This is a genomic window from Pseudomonas veronii, from assembly GCF_001439695.1.
GTDB lineage: Bacteria > Pseudomonadota > Gammaproteobacteria > Pseudomonadales > Pseudomonadaceae > Aquipseudomonas > Aquipseudomonas veronii.
This window is the reverse complement of record NZ_JYLL01000022.1, coordinates 31804-47542: the sequence shown is the minus strand read 5'-3', so window position 1 is coordinate 47542 and position 15739 is coordinate 31804. Positions and strand designations below refer to the sequence as shown.

The 15739-nt window shown below is 63.3% G+C and carries 14 protein-coding genes; 7 read left to right on the top strand and 7 right to left on the bottom strand.

Translation table 11 applies throughout. The annotated features are described in order from the left end of the window. Nucleotides 1-40 precede the first annotated feature (40 nt). From pdxH to ubiT, 6 genes are all read left to right on the top strand, one after another. Nucleotides 41-688: a pyridoxamine 5'-phosphate oxidase gene (pdxH, locus tag TU80_RS22280; protein WP_017846633.1), complete on the top strand. Its 648-nt coding sequence runs from the start codon at nucleotides 41-43 to the stop codon at nucleotides 686-688. Nucleotides 689-772: 84 nt separating this feature from the next. Continuing rightward, the gene (gene moaB, locus TU80_RS22275; RefSeq protein ID WP_046383123.1) at nucleotides 773-1327 is read left to right on the top strand and encodes a molybdenum cofactor biosynthesis protein B; all 555 of its coding nucleotides are present in this window, start codon (nucleotides 773-775) and stop codon (nucleotides 1325-1327) included. Then, entirely contained in the window at nucleotides 1324-2556 is a 1233-nt protein-coding gene (locus tag TU80_RS22270) for a molybdopterin molybdotransferase MoeA (RefSeq protein WP_046383124.1), read from the top strand. The genes moaB and TU80_RS22270 overlap by 4 nt, the downstream gene beginning before the upstream one ends. 9 nt (nucleotides 2557-2565) lie before the next feature. After that, entirely contained in the window at nucleotides 2566-3561 is a 996-nt protein-coding gene (gene ubiU / locus TU80_RS22265; RefSeq protein WP_017846630.1) for a ubiquinone anaerobic biosynthesis protein UbiU, read from the top strand. Nucleotides 3562-3571: 10 nt separating this feature from the next. Continuing rightward, the gene (locus tag TU80_RS22260; protein ID WP_046383125.1) at nucleotides 3572-4462 is read left to right on the top strand and encodes a U32 family peptidase; all 891 of its coding nucleotides are present in this window, start codon (nucleotides 3572-3574) and stop codon (nucleotides 4460-4462) included. Next, on the top strand, nucleotides 4456-4923 hold the full coding sequence (gene ubiT, locus TU80_RS22255; RefSeq protein ID WP_017846628.1) for a ubiquinone anaerobic biosynthesis accessory factor UbiT: 468 nt from the start codon (nucleotides 4456-4458) through the stop codon (nucleotides 4921-4923). The genes TU80_RS22260 and ubiT overlap by 7 nt, the downstream gene beginning before the upstream one ends. A gap of 49 nt (nucleotides 4924-4972) precedes the next feature. Here the strand turns inward: ubiT and TU80_RS22250 are convergent, their stop codons facing one another. From TU80_RS22250 to gloB, 7 genes are all read right to left on the bottom strand, one after another. Next, complete coding sequence (locus TU80_RS22250; RefSeq protein WP_057005428.1) at nucleotides 4973-6577, bottom strand: ABC transporter ATP-binding protein; 1605 nt, start codon at nucleotides 6575-6577, stop codon at nucleotides 4973-4975. A 1-nt stretch (nucleotide 6578) separates the two neighbouring features. Beyond that, nucleotides 6579-7598: an ABC transporter permease gene (locus tag TU80_RS22245; RefSeq protein ID WP_017846626.1), complete on the bottom strand. Its 1020-nt coding sequence runs from the start codon at nucleotides 7596-7598 to the stop codon at nucleotides 6579-6581. Between the two features lies 1 nt (nucleotide 7599). After that, a complete protein-coding gene (locus tag TU80_RS22240; RefSeq protein WP_017846625.1) occupies nucleotides 7600-8673 on the bottom strand; it encodes a microcin C ABC transporter permease YejB in 1074 nt (357 codons plus the stop codon). Beyond that, entirely contained in the window at nucleotides 8674-10506 is a 1833-nt protein-coding gene (locus tag TU80_RS22235; protein ID WP_057005427.1) for an extracellular solute-binding protein, read from the bottom strand. It lies immediately after the preceding gene. Further along, nucleotides 10503-12332: an extracellular solute-binding protein gene (locus TU80_RS22230; protein ID WP_046383127.1), complete on the bottom strand. Its 1830-nt coding sequence runs from the start codon at nucleotides 12330-12332 to the stop codon at nucleotides 10503-10505. The genes TU80_RS22235 and TU80_RS22230 overlap by 4 nt, the downstream gene beginning before the upstream one ends. Nucleotides 12333-12566: 234 nt before the next feature. Further along, a complete protein-coding gene (locus TU80_RS22225) occupies nucleotides 12567-13979 on the bottom strand; it encodes a lytic transglycosylase domain-containing protein (RefSeq protein ID WP_057005426.1) in 1413 nt (470 codons plus the stop codon). A gap of 98 nt (nucleotides 13980-14077) precedes the next feature. Further along, complete coding sequence (gene gloB, locus TU80_RS22220; RefSeq protein ID WP_057005425.1) at nucleotides 14078-14845, bottom strand: hydroxyacylglutathione hydrolase; 768 nt, start codon at nucleotides 14843-14845, stop codon at nucleotides 14078-14080. A gap of 65 nt (nucleotides 14846-14910) precedes the next feature. Between gloB and TU80_RS22215 the strand changes: the two genes are divergently transcribed. Next, nucleotides 14911-15669: a class I SAM-dependent methyltransferase gene (locus TU80_RS22215; protein ID WP_017846620.1), complete on the top strand. Its 759-nt coding sequence runs from the start codon at nucleotides 14911-14913 to the stop codon at nucleotides 15667-15669. Nucleotides 15670-15739: the final 70 nt, after the last annotated feature.

The following is a 15739-nucleotide window of genomic DNA, read 5'->3' as shown; positions in this document are numbered from 1 at the left end:
CAGTTCCCACACTGTGGCGAATTCTCTGGAGGTTCGTCCCATGCCCCTGTCCCTCGCGCAACTGCGCCGCAACTACACCCTCTACGGCCTGCGGGACGACGGCGAGCAAGACGATCCGCTGGTGTTGTTCGGCCAGTGGCTGAGCCAGGCGCGCAAGACCGAAGCGCCTCCCGCCGAGGCCAACAGCATGGCCCTGGCCACGGTCGACAGCGAAGGATACGCCCATTGCCGCATCCTGCTGCTCAAGGGCTTCAGCGCCGAAGGTTTTGTGTTTTTTGGCAATTACCAGAGCGCCAAGGGCGAGGAACTGGCGAGCAACCCCCATGCAGCGATGACGTTTTTCTGGCCCGGCCTGGAGCGCCAGGTGCGTATTGAAGGCGCGGTCGAGCGCCTCGATCCGGCGCTGTCGGACGCCTATTTCCTCGACCGCCCGGCCGCCAGCCAACTCGGTGCCTGGGCCTCACCGCAGAGTCAGCCGCTGACCCACCGCAGCGAGCTGGAAGGTTTGCTGCGTGAGGTCACCGAGCGGTTCGCCGGCCAGCAACCGCCACGGCCCGAGCACTGGGGCGGGTACTGCCTGCAACCGCGCCGCATCGAGTTCTGGCAAGGCCGCCCCGACCGCCTGCATGACCGCCTCGACTACCGCCTGCGAGACGGCGCCTGGCAGCGCACACGGCTGGCGCCCTGACGAGGTACCTCCTTCGAGGAATAGGCCCTGCGCCCGTTGCGGCGCAGGCTGAGCGCATCTTTTTACCTGCCTGGAGCCTTGATCATGGCCCATTTGACCCAACGCAGTTTTGTCTCCCTGAACATTGCCGTACTGACCATCAGCGACACCCGCACCTTTGACACCGATACCTCCGGGCAGACCCTGGTAGAGCGCCTAGAAGGTGCCGGCCATGTGCTGATCGACCGTGGCCTGGTGATGGACGATATCTACCAGATCCGCGCCCGCGTTTCGCAGTGGATCGCCGACCCTCAGGTGCAAGTGATCCTGATGACCGGCGGCACCGGCTTCACCGCTCGCGACAACACGCCGCAAGCGGTGTTGCCGCTGCTGGATAAACAAGTGGACGGGTTCGGCGAGCTGTTCCGCCAGGTGTCCCTGGCGGAAATCGGCATGTCCACCTTGCAGTCCCGCGCCCTGGCGGGCATGAGCAATGGCGTGCTGGTGTGCTGCATGCCCGGTTCGCCCGGCGCGTGCCGTACCGCCTGGGACCAGATTCTGCTCAGTCAATTGGACAGCCGCACCGGCCCGTGCAACTTCGTTGCGCACCTCAAGCCTCAGTTCGAACAAGCGCTCAGCGCCTGCGAGGCGCGGTCATGAACACCCGCGTGTGCGACAGCGGGCAATTGATGCCGGTGGACGAGGCGATCGAGCAACTGCTGGCGCAGGCGCCACCTGCGCCGCCCACCGAAGTCATCCCCCTCGGCCAGGCCGCAGGTCGGGTGATCGCCGAAGAACTGTTTTCACCTCTCGACCTGCCGTGCTGGGACAACAGCGCCATGGACGGCTACGCCCTGCGCGCCGCCGATGTGCCGGAGCAGGGCGGCTACTTGGTGCTGGCCGGGCGGATTGCTGCCGGGCACAGCAGCGATGAGCTTTTACAGGCCGGGCAGACAGTACGGATTTTCACCGGTGCGCCGCTGCCGCCCGGCGCCGACAGCGTGGTGCCCCAGGAGCGTTGCCGCGTCTACGGCCAGCGTATCTGGTGCCCGCCGCTGCGCCTGGGCGAACACGTGCGCAAGCGCGGTGAAGAAATGCAGCGCGGGCAACGCCTGTTGCGTGTCGGCCAGCGCCTGCGCGCCCAGGAAGTCGGCCTGCTGGCGTCGGCCGGCATTCCGTGGGTCAAGGTCTATCGACCCCTGCGCGTGTGCCTGCTGAGCAGCGGCGATGAACTGCGCGAGCCGGGCGAGTCGCTGGCGCCGGGGCAGATCTACAACAGCAACCGCCACCTGGTGACCGCGTTATTGCGCGGTTGGGGCGTGGAGGTGCTCGACTACGGGGTGATGGCCGACGCGTTGGCCGCCAGCCGCGACGCGTTGATCCTCGCGTCGTCCGAATGCGACCTGCTGCTGACCACCGGCGGCGTGTCGGTGGGCGAGGAGGATCATCTCAAACAAGCCATCCAGGAACTCGGTCGCGTGGATTTCTGGCGCCTGGCGATCCAGCCCGGCAAGCCCCTGGCGTTTGGCGAAGTGGCGGGCAAACCGTGGATCGGCCTGCCCGGCAACCCGTCTGCCGCGCTGATCACTGCGTTGGTGGTGGTGCGCCCGTTCCTGTTGCGCGCCCAGGGCGTCGAGCGCGTGTTGCCGGTGCCGGTCCAGGTGCCGGCCGGTTTTGAATGGCCTACCCCCAACAAGCGCCGCCAGTACCTGCGCGCGCGCTTGAGCCCCGGCGCGGATGGGCAATTGCGCGCCGTCCTGCACCCCCAGCAAAGCTCGGCGATGCTCACCGCCGCCTGCTGGGCCGATGGCCTGGTGATTGTCGAGCGCGAGCAACTGCTGCTCAAGGATGCACCGGTGCCTTTCTTGTCTTTCGCCGAGTTTCAATGAGGAGTCTCCATGCAACTGGTCTGCCCGGCAGGCAACCTGCCTGCGCTGAAAGCCGCGGTGCGCCAAGGCGCCGATGCGGTGTATGTCGGTTTTCGCGATGACACCAATGCCCGGCATTTCGCCGGGCTGAACATGGACGACAAGCAGTTCGACGCCGCCGTCGCCCATATCCGCCAGCACCAGCGCAAGCTGTATGTGGCGGTCAATACCTACCCGCAACCGAAGATCTGGTCACGCTGGCAACGCGCCGTCGACCGTGCGGCCGATCATGGCGTGGATGCGCTGATCGCCGGCGACCCGGGTGTGCTCGGCTATGCTGCCGCGCACCATCCGCAGATGGCGTTGCACTTGTCGGTGCAGGGCTCGGCCACCCATGCGGCGGCGCTGAAGTTCTACGTCGAACGTTATGGCATCCGCCGCGCGGTGCTGCCGCGGGTGCTGTCGCTGGCCCAGGTCAAACAGGTGGCGGCGAGCAGCGTGGTGCCGATCGAAGTGTTCGGCTTCGGCAGCCTGTGCATCATGGCCGAAGGGCGTTGCCACTTGTCGTCGTATATCACCGGTGAGTCGCCCAACCTGTGCGGCGTGTGCTCGCCGGCCAAGGCGGTGCGCTGGAGCGACGACGCCGATGGCCTCAGCGCGCGCCTCAGTGAAGTGCTGATCGACCGCTACACCCCGGAGGAACCGGCCGGCTACCCGACCTTGTGCAAAGGCCGCTTCCTGGTCGGCGGCAAGCGCTTCCATGCCCTCGAAGAACCGACCAGCCTCGACACCCTGGACCTGTTGCCCGAACTCAGCGCCATCGGCGTGGAGGCGGTGAAGATCGAAGGCCGGCAACGCAGCCCGGCCTATGTGGAACAAGTCACCCGAGTCTGGCGCGCCGCCCTCGACGCCCACCGCAGCGCCCCGGCCAATTTTGTGGTCAAGGACCAGTGGCGCCAGGTGCTGGCCGGACTTTCCGAAGGCAGCCAGACCACCCTGGGTGCTTACCATCGCGCATGGCAATGAGGAAACACAGATGAAGCTCAGCCTGGGACCGGTGCTGTTTTATTGGGATAAGGAACACTTGGGGCGCTTCTATTCAGACATGGCCGGCTTGCCCCTGGACGTGATTTACCTGGGGGAAACCGTGTGCTCCAAACGCCGCGCGTTTTCCCTGGATCAATGGTTGGGCCTGGGCCGCGAGTTGCAGTCGTGCAGCTCGGCGCAGATCGTGCTGTCGAGCCTGACCTTGATCGAAGCCGCCTCTGAACTGTCGAGCCTGCGCCGCCTGTGCGACAACGGCGAGGTGCTGGTCGAGGCCAACGACATGGGCGCGGTGCAGTTGCTGATCGAGCGCAAGTTGCCTTTTGTCGGCGGCCCGGCGCTCAACCTGTACAACGGCCACGCCCTGGCGCAATTGCTCGATGCGGGCATGCAGCGCTGGGTGCCGCCGGTGGAGTGCTCGCAAAGCCTGATCGCCGATGTGCTGGAACAGGTGCGCGAACTCGGCCGGCCGCTGCCCGAAGTGGAGATCTTCGCCTATGGGCATTTGCCCCTGGCGTACTCGGCCCGTTGCTTCACCGCCCGCGCGGAAAACCGGCCCAAGGACGATTGCCAGTTCTGTTGCATCAACTACCCCGACGGCATGGCCCTGACCAGCCAGGAAGGGCAACCGTTGTTCACCTTGAACGGGATTCAGACGATGTCGGCCGATGTCACCAACCTGCTCGCCGATTACCCCGGCCTGGTCGCGTGTGGCGCTGACCTGTTGCGCCTGAGCCCACGCGCCGAAGGGATGGTCGGCGTGGTCCAGGCGTTTGACCAGGTGCGCCAGGGCGCGATGCCGCCGTTGTGCGTCGACGGTTGCAACGGTTACTGGCATGGCCAGGCCGGCATGCTGCGGGTCGAGGAGGTGGGCCTGTGTTGAGTCGCAAACAATGGCTGCTCAAGGGCGCCGATCGCTTGTTGCCGCTGGTGCGCCACGTGCCGTTCCGGGTGCAGCGCCTGGCCTTGCAGCAAGGCCTCAACCGCTGCCTGGCCGAGCCGTTGCGCGACGGTGGCTTCGACCTGCTGCGCGGGCGCTGGATGTGCCTGCGCATCCCCGACCTTGGGCTGTGCTGGTACCTGACGCTGGCGCGGGATGGCTTGCGCATCGCTGAAAAAGCCGAGGCCCAGGTAACCATCAGTGGTAACTGGCGCGAGTTCTTGTTGCTGGCCAGTCGCCAGGAAGATCCGGACACCTTGTTCTTCCGGCGTCGCTTGGTGATTGAAGGCGACACGGAGTTGGGGCTGGGCTTAAAGAACCTGATCGACAGCCTGGACCCGGACGTATTGCCGGGCTGGTTGTGGCGCAACCTGGAGCGGGCCGGGCGCGGGCTGGCGGCCTGAGGCGAACGACCTATCCTTTCGCGCTGAACGGATAGGTCACGGCCCTGGGCTAAGGCGTCGGCACCAGAAACGCCGCCTCCAGCAACTGCCGGGTATAGGCATGCTGTGGGTTGGCGAAAATCGCCGGCGCGTCGCCCTGTTCCACCACCTGCCCATGCTTGACCACCATCAACTGGTGACTCAACGCTTTGACCACCGCCAGGTCATGGCTGATGAACAGATAGGTCAGGTTGTACTTGGCCTGCAAACCGCGCAGTAATTCCACCACTTGGCGCTGCACCGTGCGGTCGAGCGCCGAGGTCGGTTCGTCGAGCAGGATCAGGCGCGGCTTGAGCACCAGAGCGCGGGCAATGGCGATGCGTTGGCGCTGGCCGCCGGAGAACTCGTGGGGGTAGCGATGCCGCGACTGCGGGTCGAGGCCGACTTCCTTGAGCGCTGCGATAATCGCCGCTTCCTGCTCCGCCGGGCTGCCCATCTTGTGAATGCGCAGGCCTTCGCCGACGATCTCGCTGACGCACATGCGCGGGCTGAGGCTGCCGAACGGGTCCTGGAACACCACCTGCATTTCCCGGCGCAACGGGCGCACCTGTTGCTGGGTCAGGCGGTCGAGTTGCTGGCCTTCGAAGCGAATCCCGCCTTTGCTCGCGATCAGGCGCAGGATCGCCAGGCCGAGGGTGGACTTGCCCGAGCCGCTTTCGCCGACGATGCCCAGGGTTTGCCCCTGGGGCAGGCTGAAGTTGATGCCGTCCACCGCCTTGACGTAATCGACGGTGTTGCGCAAAAAGCCTTTCTTGATCGCAAACCAGACTTTCAAGTCGTCCACTTCCAGCAACGGTGGCCCGACGGCGGTGGCGGCCGGCCCGCCGCTGGGTTCGGCGGCGAGCAGCTCCTGGGTGTAAGGGTGCTGCGGCGACTGGAACAAGGTTTCGCAATCGGCTTGCTCGACGATGCAACCCTGTTGCATCACGCACACACGGTGGGCAATGCGCCGCACCAGGTTCAAGTCGTGGCTGATCAGCAGCAACGCCATGCCCAGGCGCGCCTGCAGTTCCTTGAGCAGCTCGAGGATCTTCAACTGCACCGTCACGTCGAGGGCGGTGGTCGGTTCGTCGGCAATCAACAGCTCCGGCTCGTTGGCCAGGGCCATGGCGATCATCACCCGTTGGCGCTGGCCGCCGGACAGTTCGTGGGGCAGCGCCTTGAGGCGTTTATGCGGCTCGGGAATGCCCACCAGTCCGAGCAACTCGAGGGTGCGCCGGGTCGCGACTTTGCCGGTCAGCCCTTTGTGCAGGCCGAGCACTTCGTTGATCTGCTTCTCGATGCAGTGCAGCGGGTTCAACGAGGTCATCGGCTCCTGGAAGATCATCGCAATGCGGTTGCCGCGAATATGCCGGATGGTTTTTTCGTTGAGGGTCAGCAGGTCCTGGCCGACGTATTCGATGGTGCCGGCGGGGTGCCGCGCCAAGGGGTAGGGCAGCAGGCGCAGGATCGAGTGGGCGGTCACCGATTTGCCGGAGCCGCTTTCGCCGACCAGCGCCAGGGTTTCGCCGCGCTTGATGTCGAAGCTGACGTGGTTCACCACGCGGTGGTGATGCTCGCCGGTGACGAACTCGACGCAGAGGTCGCGGACTTCGATCAGATTGTCCTGATTCATCTCATTTCCTCGGGTCGAAGGCATCGCGAGCGGACTCGCCGATAAACACCAGCAAACTCAACATGATCGCCAGCACGGCAAAGGCACTCATGCCCAGCCACGGCGCTTGCAGGTTGGATTTGCCCTGGGCCACCAGTTCCCCCAGCGACGGCGAACCCGCCGGCAGGCCGAAGCCGAGGAAGTCCAGGGCGGTCAGGGTGCCGATGGCGCCGGTGAGGATGAACGGCATGAAGGTCATGGTCGAGACCATGGCATTGGGCAGGATATGGCGGAACATGATCGCGCCGTTCTGCATGCCCAGCGCCCTGGCCGCGCGCACGTATTCCAAGTTGCGCCCGCGCAGGAACTCGGCGCGGACCACGTCCACCAGGCTCATCCACGAGAACAGCAGCATGATCCCCAGCAGCCACCAGAAGTTGGGCTGCACGAAACTGGCGAGGATGATCAGCAGGTACAGCACCGGCAAGCCCGACCAGATCTCCAGGAAGCGTTGCCCGGCCAGGTCGACCCAGCCGCCATAGAAGCCCTGCAGGGCCCCGGCGATCACGCCGATGATCGAGCTGAGCACGGTCAGGGTCAGGGCAAACAGCACCGACACGCGAAAGCCATAGATCACCCGCGCCAAGACGTCGCGGCCCTGGTCGTCGGTGCCCAGCAGGTTGACCGAAGACGGCGGCGCGGGGGCCGGCACCTTCAGGTCGTAGTTGATGCTCTGATAGCTGAACGGGATCGGCGCCCACAGCGTCCACGCGCCCTTGGCCTTGAGCAGCTCCTGGATATACGGGCTCTTGTAGTTGGCCTCCAGGGGGAACTCGCCGCCGAAGGTGGTTTCCGGGTAGCGTTTGAGCGCCGGGAAATACCAGTCGCCGTCGTAATGCACCACCAGCGGTTTGTCGTTGGCGATCAGCTCGGCGCCCAGGCTCAGGCCGAACAGGATCAGGAACAGCCACAGCGACCACCAGCCACGTTTGTTTGCCTTGAACCGCTCGAACCGGCGGCGATTGAGGGGGGACAGATTCATCTCAATGCTCCCGGCTGGCGAAGTCGATACGCGGATCGACCAGGGTGTAGGTGAGGTCACCGATCAGTTTCACCACCAGCCCGAGCAGGGTGAAGATAAACAGCGTGCCGAACACCACCGGGTAATCGCGATTGATCGCGGCTTCAAAGCTCATCAGGCCGAGGCCGTCGAGGGAGAAGATCACTTCCACCAGCAGCGAGCCGGTGAAGAAGATCCCGATGAACGCCGAGGGGAAACCGGCGATCACCAGCAGCATGGCGTTGCGGAACACATGGCCGTAGAGCACGCGGTGGTTGGTCAGGCCCTTGGCCTTGGCGGTAACCACGTACTGTTTGTTGATCTCGTCGAGAAAGCTGTTTTTGGTCAGCAGCGTCATGGTCGCGAAGTTGCCGATCACCAGCGCGGTGATGGGCAAGGCCAGGTGCCAGAAGTAGTCGAGGATCTTGCCGCCCCAGCTCAGCTCATCGAAATTGTTGGAAGTCAGCCCGCGCAAGGGGAACCAGTCGAAGTAACTGCCACCGGCAAACACCACGATCAGCAGGATCGCGAACAGGAACGCCGGGATCGCGTAGCCGACGATGATCGCCGAGCTGGTCCATACGTCGAAGTGGCTGCCGTGTCGCGTGGCCTTGGCGATCCCCAGCGGGATCGAGACCAGGTACATGATCAGCGTGCTCCACAGCCCGAGGGAGATCGACACCGGCATCTTTTCCTTGATCAGGTCGATGACCTTGGCGTCGCGAAAGAAGCTGTCGCCGAAATCCAGCCGGGCGTAGTTCTTGACCATGATCCACAAGCGTTCCGGTGCCGACTTGTCGAAACCGTACATGGTTTCGATTTCCTTGATCAGTGCCGGGTCCAGGCCTTGGGCGCCACGGTAGCTGGAGCCGGCCACCGCGACTTCGGCGCCGCCGCCGGCAATGCGGCTGGTGGCGCCTTCGAAGCCTTCGAGCTTGGCGATCATCTGCTCCACCGGGCCACCCGGGGCGGCCTGGATGATGACGAAGTTGATCAGCAGAATCCCGAACAGCGTGGGGATGATCAGCAACAGGCGGCGAATGATATAGGCCAGCATTTAATCGCCTCCGCTCGCCGGGTCGGCGCTCGTGTCCAGGGTGATGGCAGGTTTGACGTCGGGTTTGGCCCACCAGGTGGCGGTGCCGACGTCATAACGCGGTGGCACTTTGGGATGACCGAGATGGTCCCAGTACGCCACGCGGAAGGTCTTGATGTGCCAGTTGGGGATCACGTAGTAGCCAAATTGCAACACGCGATCCAGGGCCTTGGCATGGGCGATCAGGCTTTTGCGCGAGTCGGCGTCGATCAGTTCTTCGACCAGTTGGTCGACGGCCGGGTCCTTGAGGCCCATGTAGTTGCGGCTGCCGGGCTTGTCGGCGCTGGAGGATTTCCAGAACTCGCGTTGTTCATTACCCGGCGAGGTGGACTGCGGGAAGCTGCCCACCAGCATGTCGAAATCCCGCGAGCGCAGGCGGTTGACGAATTGCGAGACGTCGACCCGGCGAATCACCAAGTCGATGCCCAGGTCTGCCAGGTTGCGCTTGAAGGGCAGCAGGATGCGTTCGAACTCGGTCTGCGCCAGCAAAAATTCAATGCTCACCGGTTTGCCGGTGGCGTCGACCATCCTGTCGTCGACGATGCGCCAGCCGGCTTCCTGCAACAGCTGGTAGGCCTCGCGCTGCTGGGTGCGGATCATGCCGCTGCCGTCGGTCTTGGACGGTTCGAAGGCCTGGGTGAAGACTTCGGCGGGGATCTTATCGCGCAGCGGTTCGAGGATCGCCAGTTCGTCCGGGCCGGGCAGGCCGGTGGCGGCCATCTCCGAGTTCTCGAAGTAGCTGCGGGTGCGGGTGTAGGCGCCGTTGAACAGCTGCTTGTTGCTCCATTCGAAATCCAGCAACAGGCTGATGGCCTTGCGCACGCGCACGTCCTGGAACATCGGCTTGCGTGTGTTGAACACGAAACCCTGCATGCCGGTGGGGTTGCCGTTGGGGATCTCTTCCTTGACCAGGCGCCCCTCGGCCACCGCCGGAATGTTGTAGGCGTTGGCCCAGTTCTTCGCGCTGAACTCCAGCCAGTAGTCGAACTGCCCGGCCTTCAAGGCTTCCAGGGCTACCGTGTTGTCACGGTAATAGTCGGTGATGCGCTGATCGAAGTTGTAGAAACCTTGGGTGATCGGCAGGTCCTTGGCCCAGTAGTCCTTGACCCGCTCGTAGCGGATCATGCGCCCGGCCTTGACCTCGGCGACCTTGTACGGCCCGCTGCCCAGCGGGATTTCCAGGTTGCCCTTGGTGAAGTCGCGGGTAGCCCACCAATGCTTGGGCAATACCGGCAGTTGCCCGAGGATCAGCGGCAATTCGCGGTTGTTGGTGCGCTTGAACTTGAACAGCACCCGCAGCGGGTCTTCGGCGACCACTTCGTCGACGTCGGCGTAGTAAGTGCGGTAGAGCGGCGAGCCTTCCTTCATCAGCATCTGGAAGGTGAACACCACGTCTTCGGCGTGGATCGGGTGGCCATCGTGGAAGCGTGCTTCGGGGCGCAGGTAGAAGCGCACCCAGCTGTTGTCCGGGGCTTTTTCGATCTTGCCGGCCACCAGGCCGTATTCGGTGATGGGTTCGTCCAGGCTCTGCATGGCCAGGGTGTCGTAGATCAGGCTGATATTGTCCGCCGGCACGCCCTTGCTGATGTAGGGGTTGAGGCTGTCGAAACCGCCCATGCTCGACTCGCGAAAGGTGCCGCCTTTGGGCGCGTCGGGGTTGACGTAGTCGAAGTGCTTGAAGCTGGCGGGGTACTTGGGCGGCTCGTTGTAGAGGGTCAGCGCATGTTGCGGGGCGGCGTTGGCCGCCGTGCAGAGCAACAGACTGCCGAGCAGTGCTGTACGCAAAGACATCATTGGGCTTTCTCCGAAGCTTTCAGCCACCACGCGCTCAGGCCCAGGCTGTAGGGCGGCGTGGTGACAAAGGCGAACCGGTTGCGGTAGGCCAGGCGATGATAGTTGAGGTACCAGTTGGGAATGCTGTAATGCTGCCACAGCAGGACCCGGTCCAGGGCCCGGCCGGCGGCCAGTTGTTCGTCGCGGGTCTGTGCCGCCAGCAGTTGTTCGAGCAGACGGTCGACCACCGGGTTGGCGATGCCGGCGTAGTTCTTGCTGCCCTTGATCGCCGCCTGGCTGGAGTGGAAGTACTGCCACTGCTCAAGGCCGGGGCTGAGGGTCTGGTTGAGGGTCATCAGGATCATGTCGAAATCGAACTGATCGAGGCGCTGTTTGTACTGCGCCCGGTCGACCGTGCGCAGGTGCGCGTCGATACCGATACTGTTCAGGTTTTCCACGTAGGGCTGCAAGATGCGCTCCAGGTTCGGGTTGACCAGCAGGATCTCGAAGCGCAGCGGCTGCCCGTCCTTGTTGAGCAGGCGCTGCCCGGACAGCTTCCAGCCGCCTTCGCCGAGCAGGGCCAGGGCACGGCGCAAGGTGTCGCGGGGGATGCCGTGCCCGTCGGTCTGGGGCAGGCTGAACGGTTGGGTATAGAGATTGGCCGGCAGTTGGTCGCGGTAGGGCGAGAGCATCAACCATTCATGGCCGACCGGGACGCCGGTCGCCGAGAATTCGCTGTTGGGGTAATAGCTCAAGGTGCGTTTATAGGCGTTGCTGAACAGGGTGCGGTTGGTCCATTCAAAGTCGAACATCAGCCCCAGGGCTTCACGCACCTTGGCCTGGCTGAACGTCGGGCGCCGCGTGTTCATGAACAGGCCCTGGCTTTGGGTCGGGATCTGGTGGGCGATCTGCGCCTTGATCACGTCGCCGCGGCTGACCGCCGGGAAGTCATAACCATTCGCCCAGTTTTTGGCCTGATGCTCGATATAGATATCGAACTCGCCGGCCTTGAAGGCTTCGAAGGCGACGTCGCTGTCGCGGTAGAACTCCACTTCGACCTTGTCGTAGTTATAGAAACCCTGGTTGACCGGCAGGTCCTTGCCCCAATAATCCTTGACCCGCTCGAACACCAGTTGCCGGCCCGGGGTGACCTTGCTGAGGCGATAGGGCCCGCTGCCCAGCGGTGGTTCGAAGGTGGTGGCCTTGAAGTCGCGGTTTTTCCAGTAATGCTGGGGCAGCACTGGCAGTTCGCCCAGGCGCAGGATCAGCAACGGGTTGCCGGCGCGCTTGAACACAAAACGGATACGGTGGCGGTTGAGGATGTCGACCCGCGCGACTTCCTGCAGGTTGGTGCGGTACTGCGGATGACCTTCGGTCAGCAGGGTGCGATAGGAAAACGCCACGTCATACGCGGTGATCGGCTTGCCATCGTGAAAGCGCGCTTCCGGGCGCAGGTTGAACACCACCCAGCTGCGGTCCTCGCTGTACTCCACCGATTGGGCAATCAGCCCGTAGCTGGAGGTCGGCTCATCGCCGGACGGCGCGTACTGGCCGGTACCGACCATCAACGGTTCGTTCAGCTCATTGACGCCGTATTGCAGGAAGTTCGGTGTGGAAACCGGGCTCGAACCCTTGAAGGTATAAGGGTTGAGGGTGTCGAACGTGCCAAACGCCATGACCCGCAACGTCCCGCCTTTCGGCGCTGCAGGGTTTACCCAATCGAAGTGGGTGAATTTGGTCGGGTACTTGAGCGTGCCGAACTGCGCATAACCGTGGCTTTCGGTAATCGTCGCGTGCGCAGCAAAGCTCAAGGCCAGACTTATTAGTAGAAGGAGGGGACGCGTCAAGTCAGAGATCCGATCCAGGCAGCTTGGGCTTTATGATCGGTACAGTAACAGCTTGTTCCGGTTGGAAAAAGGCTGTTGGGAAGGGTGGCAGGAGGCTGGCGAGGTATTGAGCGGCGTAGAGATCAAATGTGGGAGCTGGCTTGCCTGCGATGGCATCACCCTGATGTAACTGATACACCTCGGTGTCTGCATCGCAGGCAAGCCAGCTCCCACAGGAGCGCGCTTGCCTGCGGTTTATCTTGGCCCGGAAACCACCAGCATCTGCCCAGGCTTGAGCGCCATGCCAGTGCGTGGGTTCCAGCGCTTGAGATGTTGCATCTCGACGTTGAAACGCTTGGCGACGATATACAGCGAGTCGCCTTTCTTGACCTTGTACTGCACTGGCTTCTTGCTGTCGGCCTTGGCCACCAGCTTGCGCGTGTCCTGCATCACCAGGGTCTGGCCGACCTTGAGTGCCTGGCCGTTGAGCTTGTTCCAGCGCTGCAGGTCATGCACGTCGACCTTGTTGGTCTTGGCGATCAGCGTCAGGTTGTCGCCGTTGCGCACTTTGTAGCTACGGCTGCGGCCGGCCACGGATTTGCTCTCGACTTCGTCGAAAACCGGCTTTTTAGGGCGTAATGCCAGTAATTCTTCAGGCTTCATCGCCGAAAGGCTGCTGGTCAGCAGTTGCGCCTTGGAGCTGGGCACCAGCAAATGCTGGGGGCCGTCCAGGGTGGTGCGTTGCTTCAGGGCCGGGTTGAGCTGGAACAGTTCGTCTTCGTCGATCTCGGCCAGCGCGGCGACCCGTGACAGGTCCATGCTTTGCTTGACTTCAACCACTTCGAAGTACGGCGTGTTGGCAATCGGGTTCAGGTTGACGCCGTAGGCATCCGGGGCCAGCACCACCTGGGACAGCGCCAGGAACTTGGGCACGTAGTCCTTGGTTTCCTGGGGCAGGGGCAGGTTCCAGTAGTCGGTCGGCAGGCCGAGCTTCTCGTTGCGCTCGATCGCCCGGCTTACCGTGCCTTCGCCAGCGTTATACGCGGCCAGGGCCAGCAGCCAGTCGCCGTTGAACATGTCATGCAGACGTGTCAGATAGTCCAGGGCGGCGGTGGTGGACGCGGTGATATCACGACGACCGTCGTAGGCGCGGGTCTGGCGCAGGTTGAAGTAACGCCCGGTGGAGGGAATGAACTGCCACAAGCCGACGGCATCGCTGCGCGAATAGGCCATTGGGTTGTAGGCACTTTCAATCACTGGCAGCAGCGCCAGCTCCAGGGGCATGTTGCGTTCTTCAAGGCGTTCGACGATGTAATGAATGTAGAGGCTGCCGCGTTCGCCGGCGTTCTCCAGGAAGGACGGGTTGCTGGCGAACCACAGGCGTTGTTGCTCGATACGCGGGTTGACGCCGAGACCGTCCTGCAATTGAAAGCCCCGACGCATGCGTTCCCAGACATCCTGGGGCGCTTCGGGGCTCGGCTTCTCTGAGAGCCAAATAGGTTTTTGCTTGATCTTGGCAGCAAGATTCGGTTTGGGTTGCACGGTGGATTGTGCAGCGAAATTTGTCGATTGGCAGCCCGCCAGAGTTGCGGAGACAGCCACCGCCACGGCTTGAGCCAGGCGGGTCAATGCGTCTGAATGATTGGATTTACGAGTAGATGACGACATTGGCTGGAAGTAAGTTCCGGGCAAAAATGTCGGGCGATTCTAGAAAGCGCTTTGGTTCCGGTCAACCATTCAGAAATTACGTATCAGATTGCGTCACGTTAGAACTTATCTTTCCAAGCCCTCAAGCTAGCAAATACCTCGTCCCCAGAGCGGTTGTCGCGGCCGTTCCGTTCGTCCGCTTTTTGTTTAACGGATGTTTCAGCGGTACGCAGAAACGGGTTGGTGCGTTTTTCCAGGGCCAGGTTGGACGGCAGCGTGATCTCGCCACGGGCGCGCAGTCGGTTGACGTTTTCCACCCGTTCGGCGATATCGGCGTTGTCCGGTTCCACTGCCTGGGCAAACCTGAGATTGCTCTGTGTATATTCATGGGTGCAGTACACCCGCGTGTCGGCGGGCAGGGCGGCCAGGCGTTGCAGCGAGGCATGCATTTGCGCCGGCGTGCCTTCGAACAGGCGGCCGCAACCGGCGGCGAAGAGCGTGTCGCCGCAAAACAGCACGCCTGGGTGGTAAAAGGCGATATGGCCGAGGGTGTGGCCGGGGACGGCGTACACAGCGAAGTCCCAACCCAGCACGCTGATGCGCTGGTTGTCCTGCAGGGCAACGTCCCGCGCCGGGATCGTTTCGTGGGCCGGGCCGTAGACCGTGGCGCCGCTCACGCGTTTCAGCGCTTCGACGCCGCCCACATGATCATGGTGATGGTGGGTGACGAGGATGTCGCTGAGCGTCCACCCCGGGTTCTGCTTGAGCCAGGCCAGCACGGGGGCGGCATCGCCGGGGTCGACCACGGCGCAACGGCGGGACTGGGGTTCCTGTAACAACCAGATGTAGTTATCGGTGAAGGCGGGCAGGGCACTGATCTGTATCATTCTTCGATTCGCCAAGCTGAACACATTGGTGCATCTTAGAACGTCTAGGCGAGTTGGAGAATGCAATGACTGATAAAGCGTTCGCCCAGGCCGATCCTGAATGGCTGGCCCTGATCAGCGCGGCCCGTGACTGGCTGTCCGGGCCGATCGGGCAATTTTTGCTGGATGAAGAACGGCGCATGCTCGAAGACGAGCTGGGCCGGTTCTTTGGCGGTTACCTGGTGCATTACGGCCCGTCGGCCCAGACGCCGCCGTCCGCGCCGCAGGTGCAACGCAATGTGCGCCTGGGCGCGCCGTTGCCGGGGGTGGAGATCGTCTGCGAAGAGCAGGCCTGGCCGTTGAGCGAGCACGCCGCCGATGTGGTGGTGCTGCAGCACGGCCTGGATTTCTGCCTGTCACCCCATGGTTTGTTGCGCGAAGCCGCCAGCAGCGTGCGCCCAGGTGGCCATTTGCTGATTGTCGGTATCAACCCCTGGAGCAGCTGGGGCCTGCGCCATGTGTTCGCCCATGACGGCCTGCGCCAGGCCCGTTGCATTTCGCCGTCGCGGGTGGGGGACTGGCTGAACCTGCTGGGCTTCGCGCTGGAGAAACGCCGCTTCGGGTGCTATCGTCCGCCGCTGGCGTCGACCAAGTGGCAGGCCCGTCTGGCCGGCTGGGAGCGTCGGGCGGGGGCTTGGCAGCTGTCGGGTGGCGGCTTCTATTTACTGGTCGCACGCAAGATCGTGGTCGGGCTGCGGCCGGTGCGTCAGGTGCTACGCCAACCCATGGGCAAACTGGTGCCGATGCCGATGGCCAAGGTCAACCGCAAGCAAAGCCAACCGTAGAACCCTCTTTTTGATTTCAGGCCGGATCAGTCGGCCTCGGGATACTGCCGGCCTAAGCCCGGCAACCCGT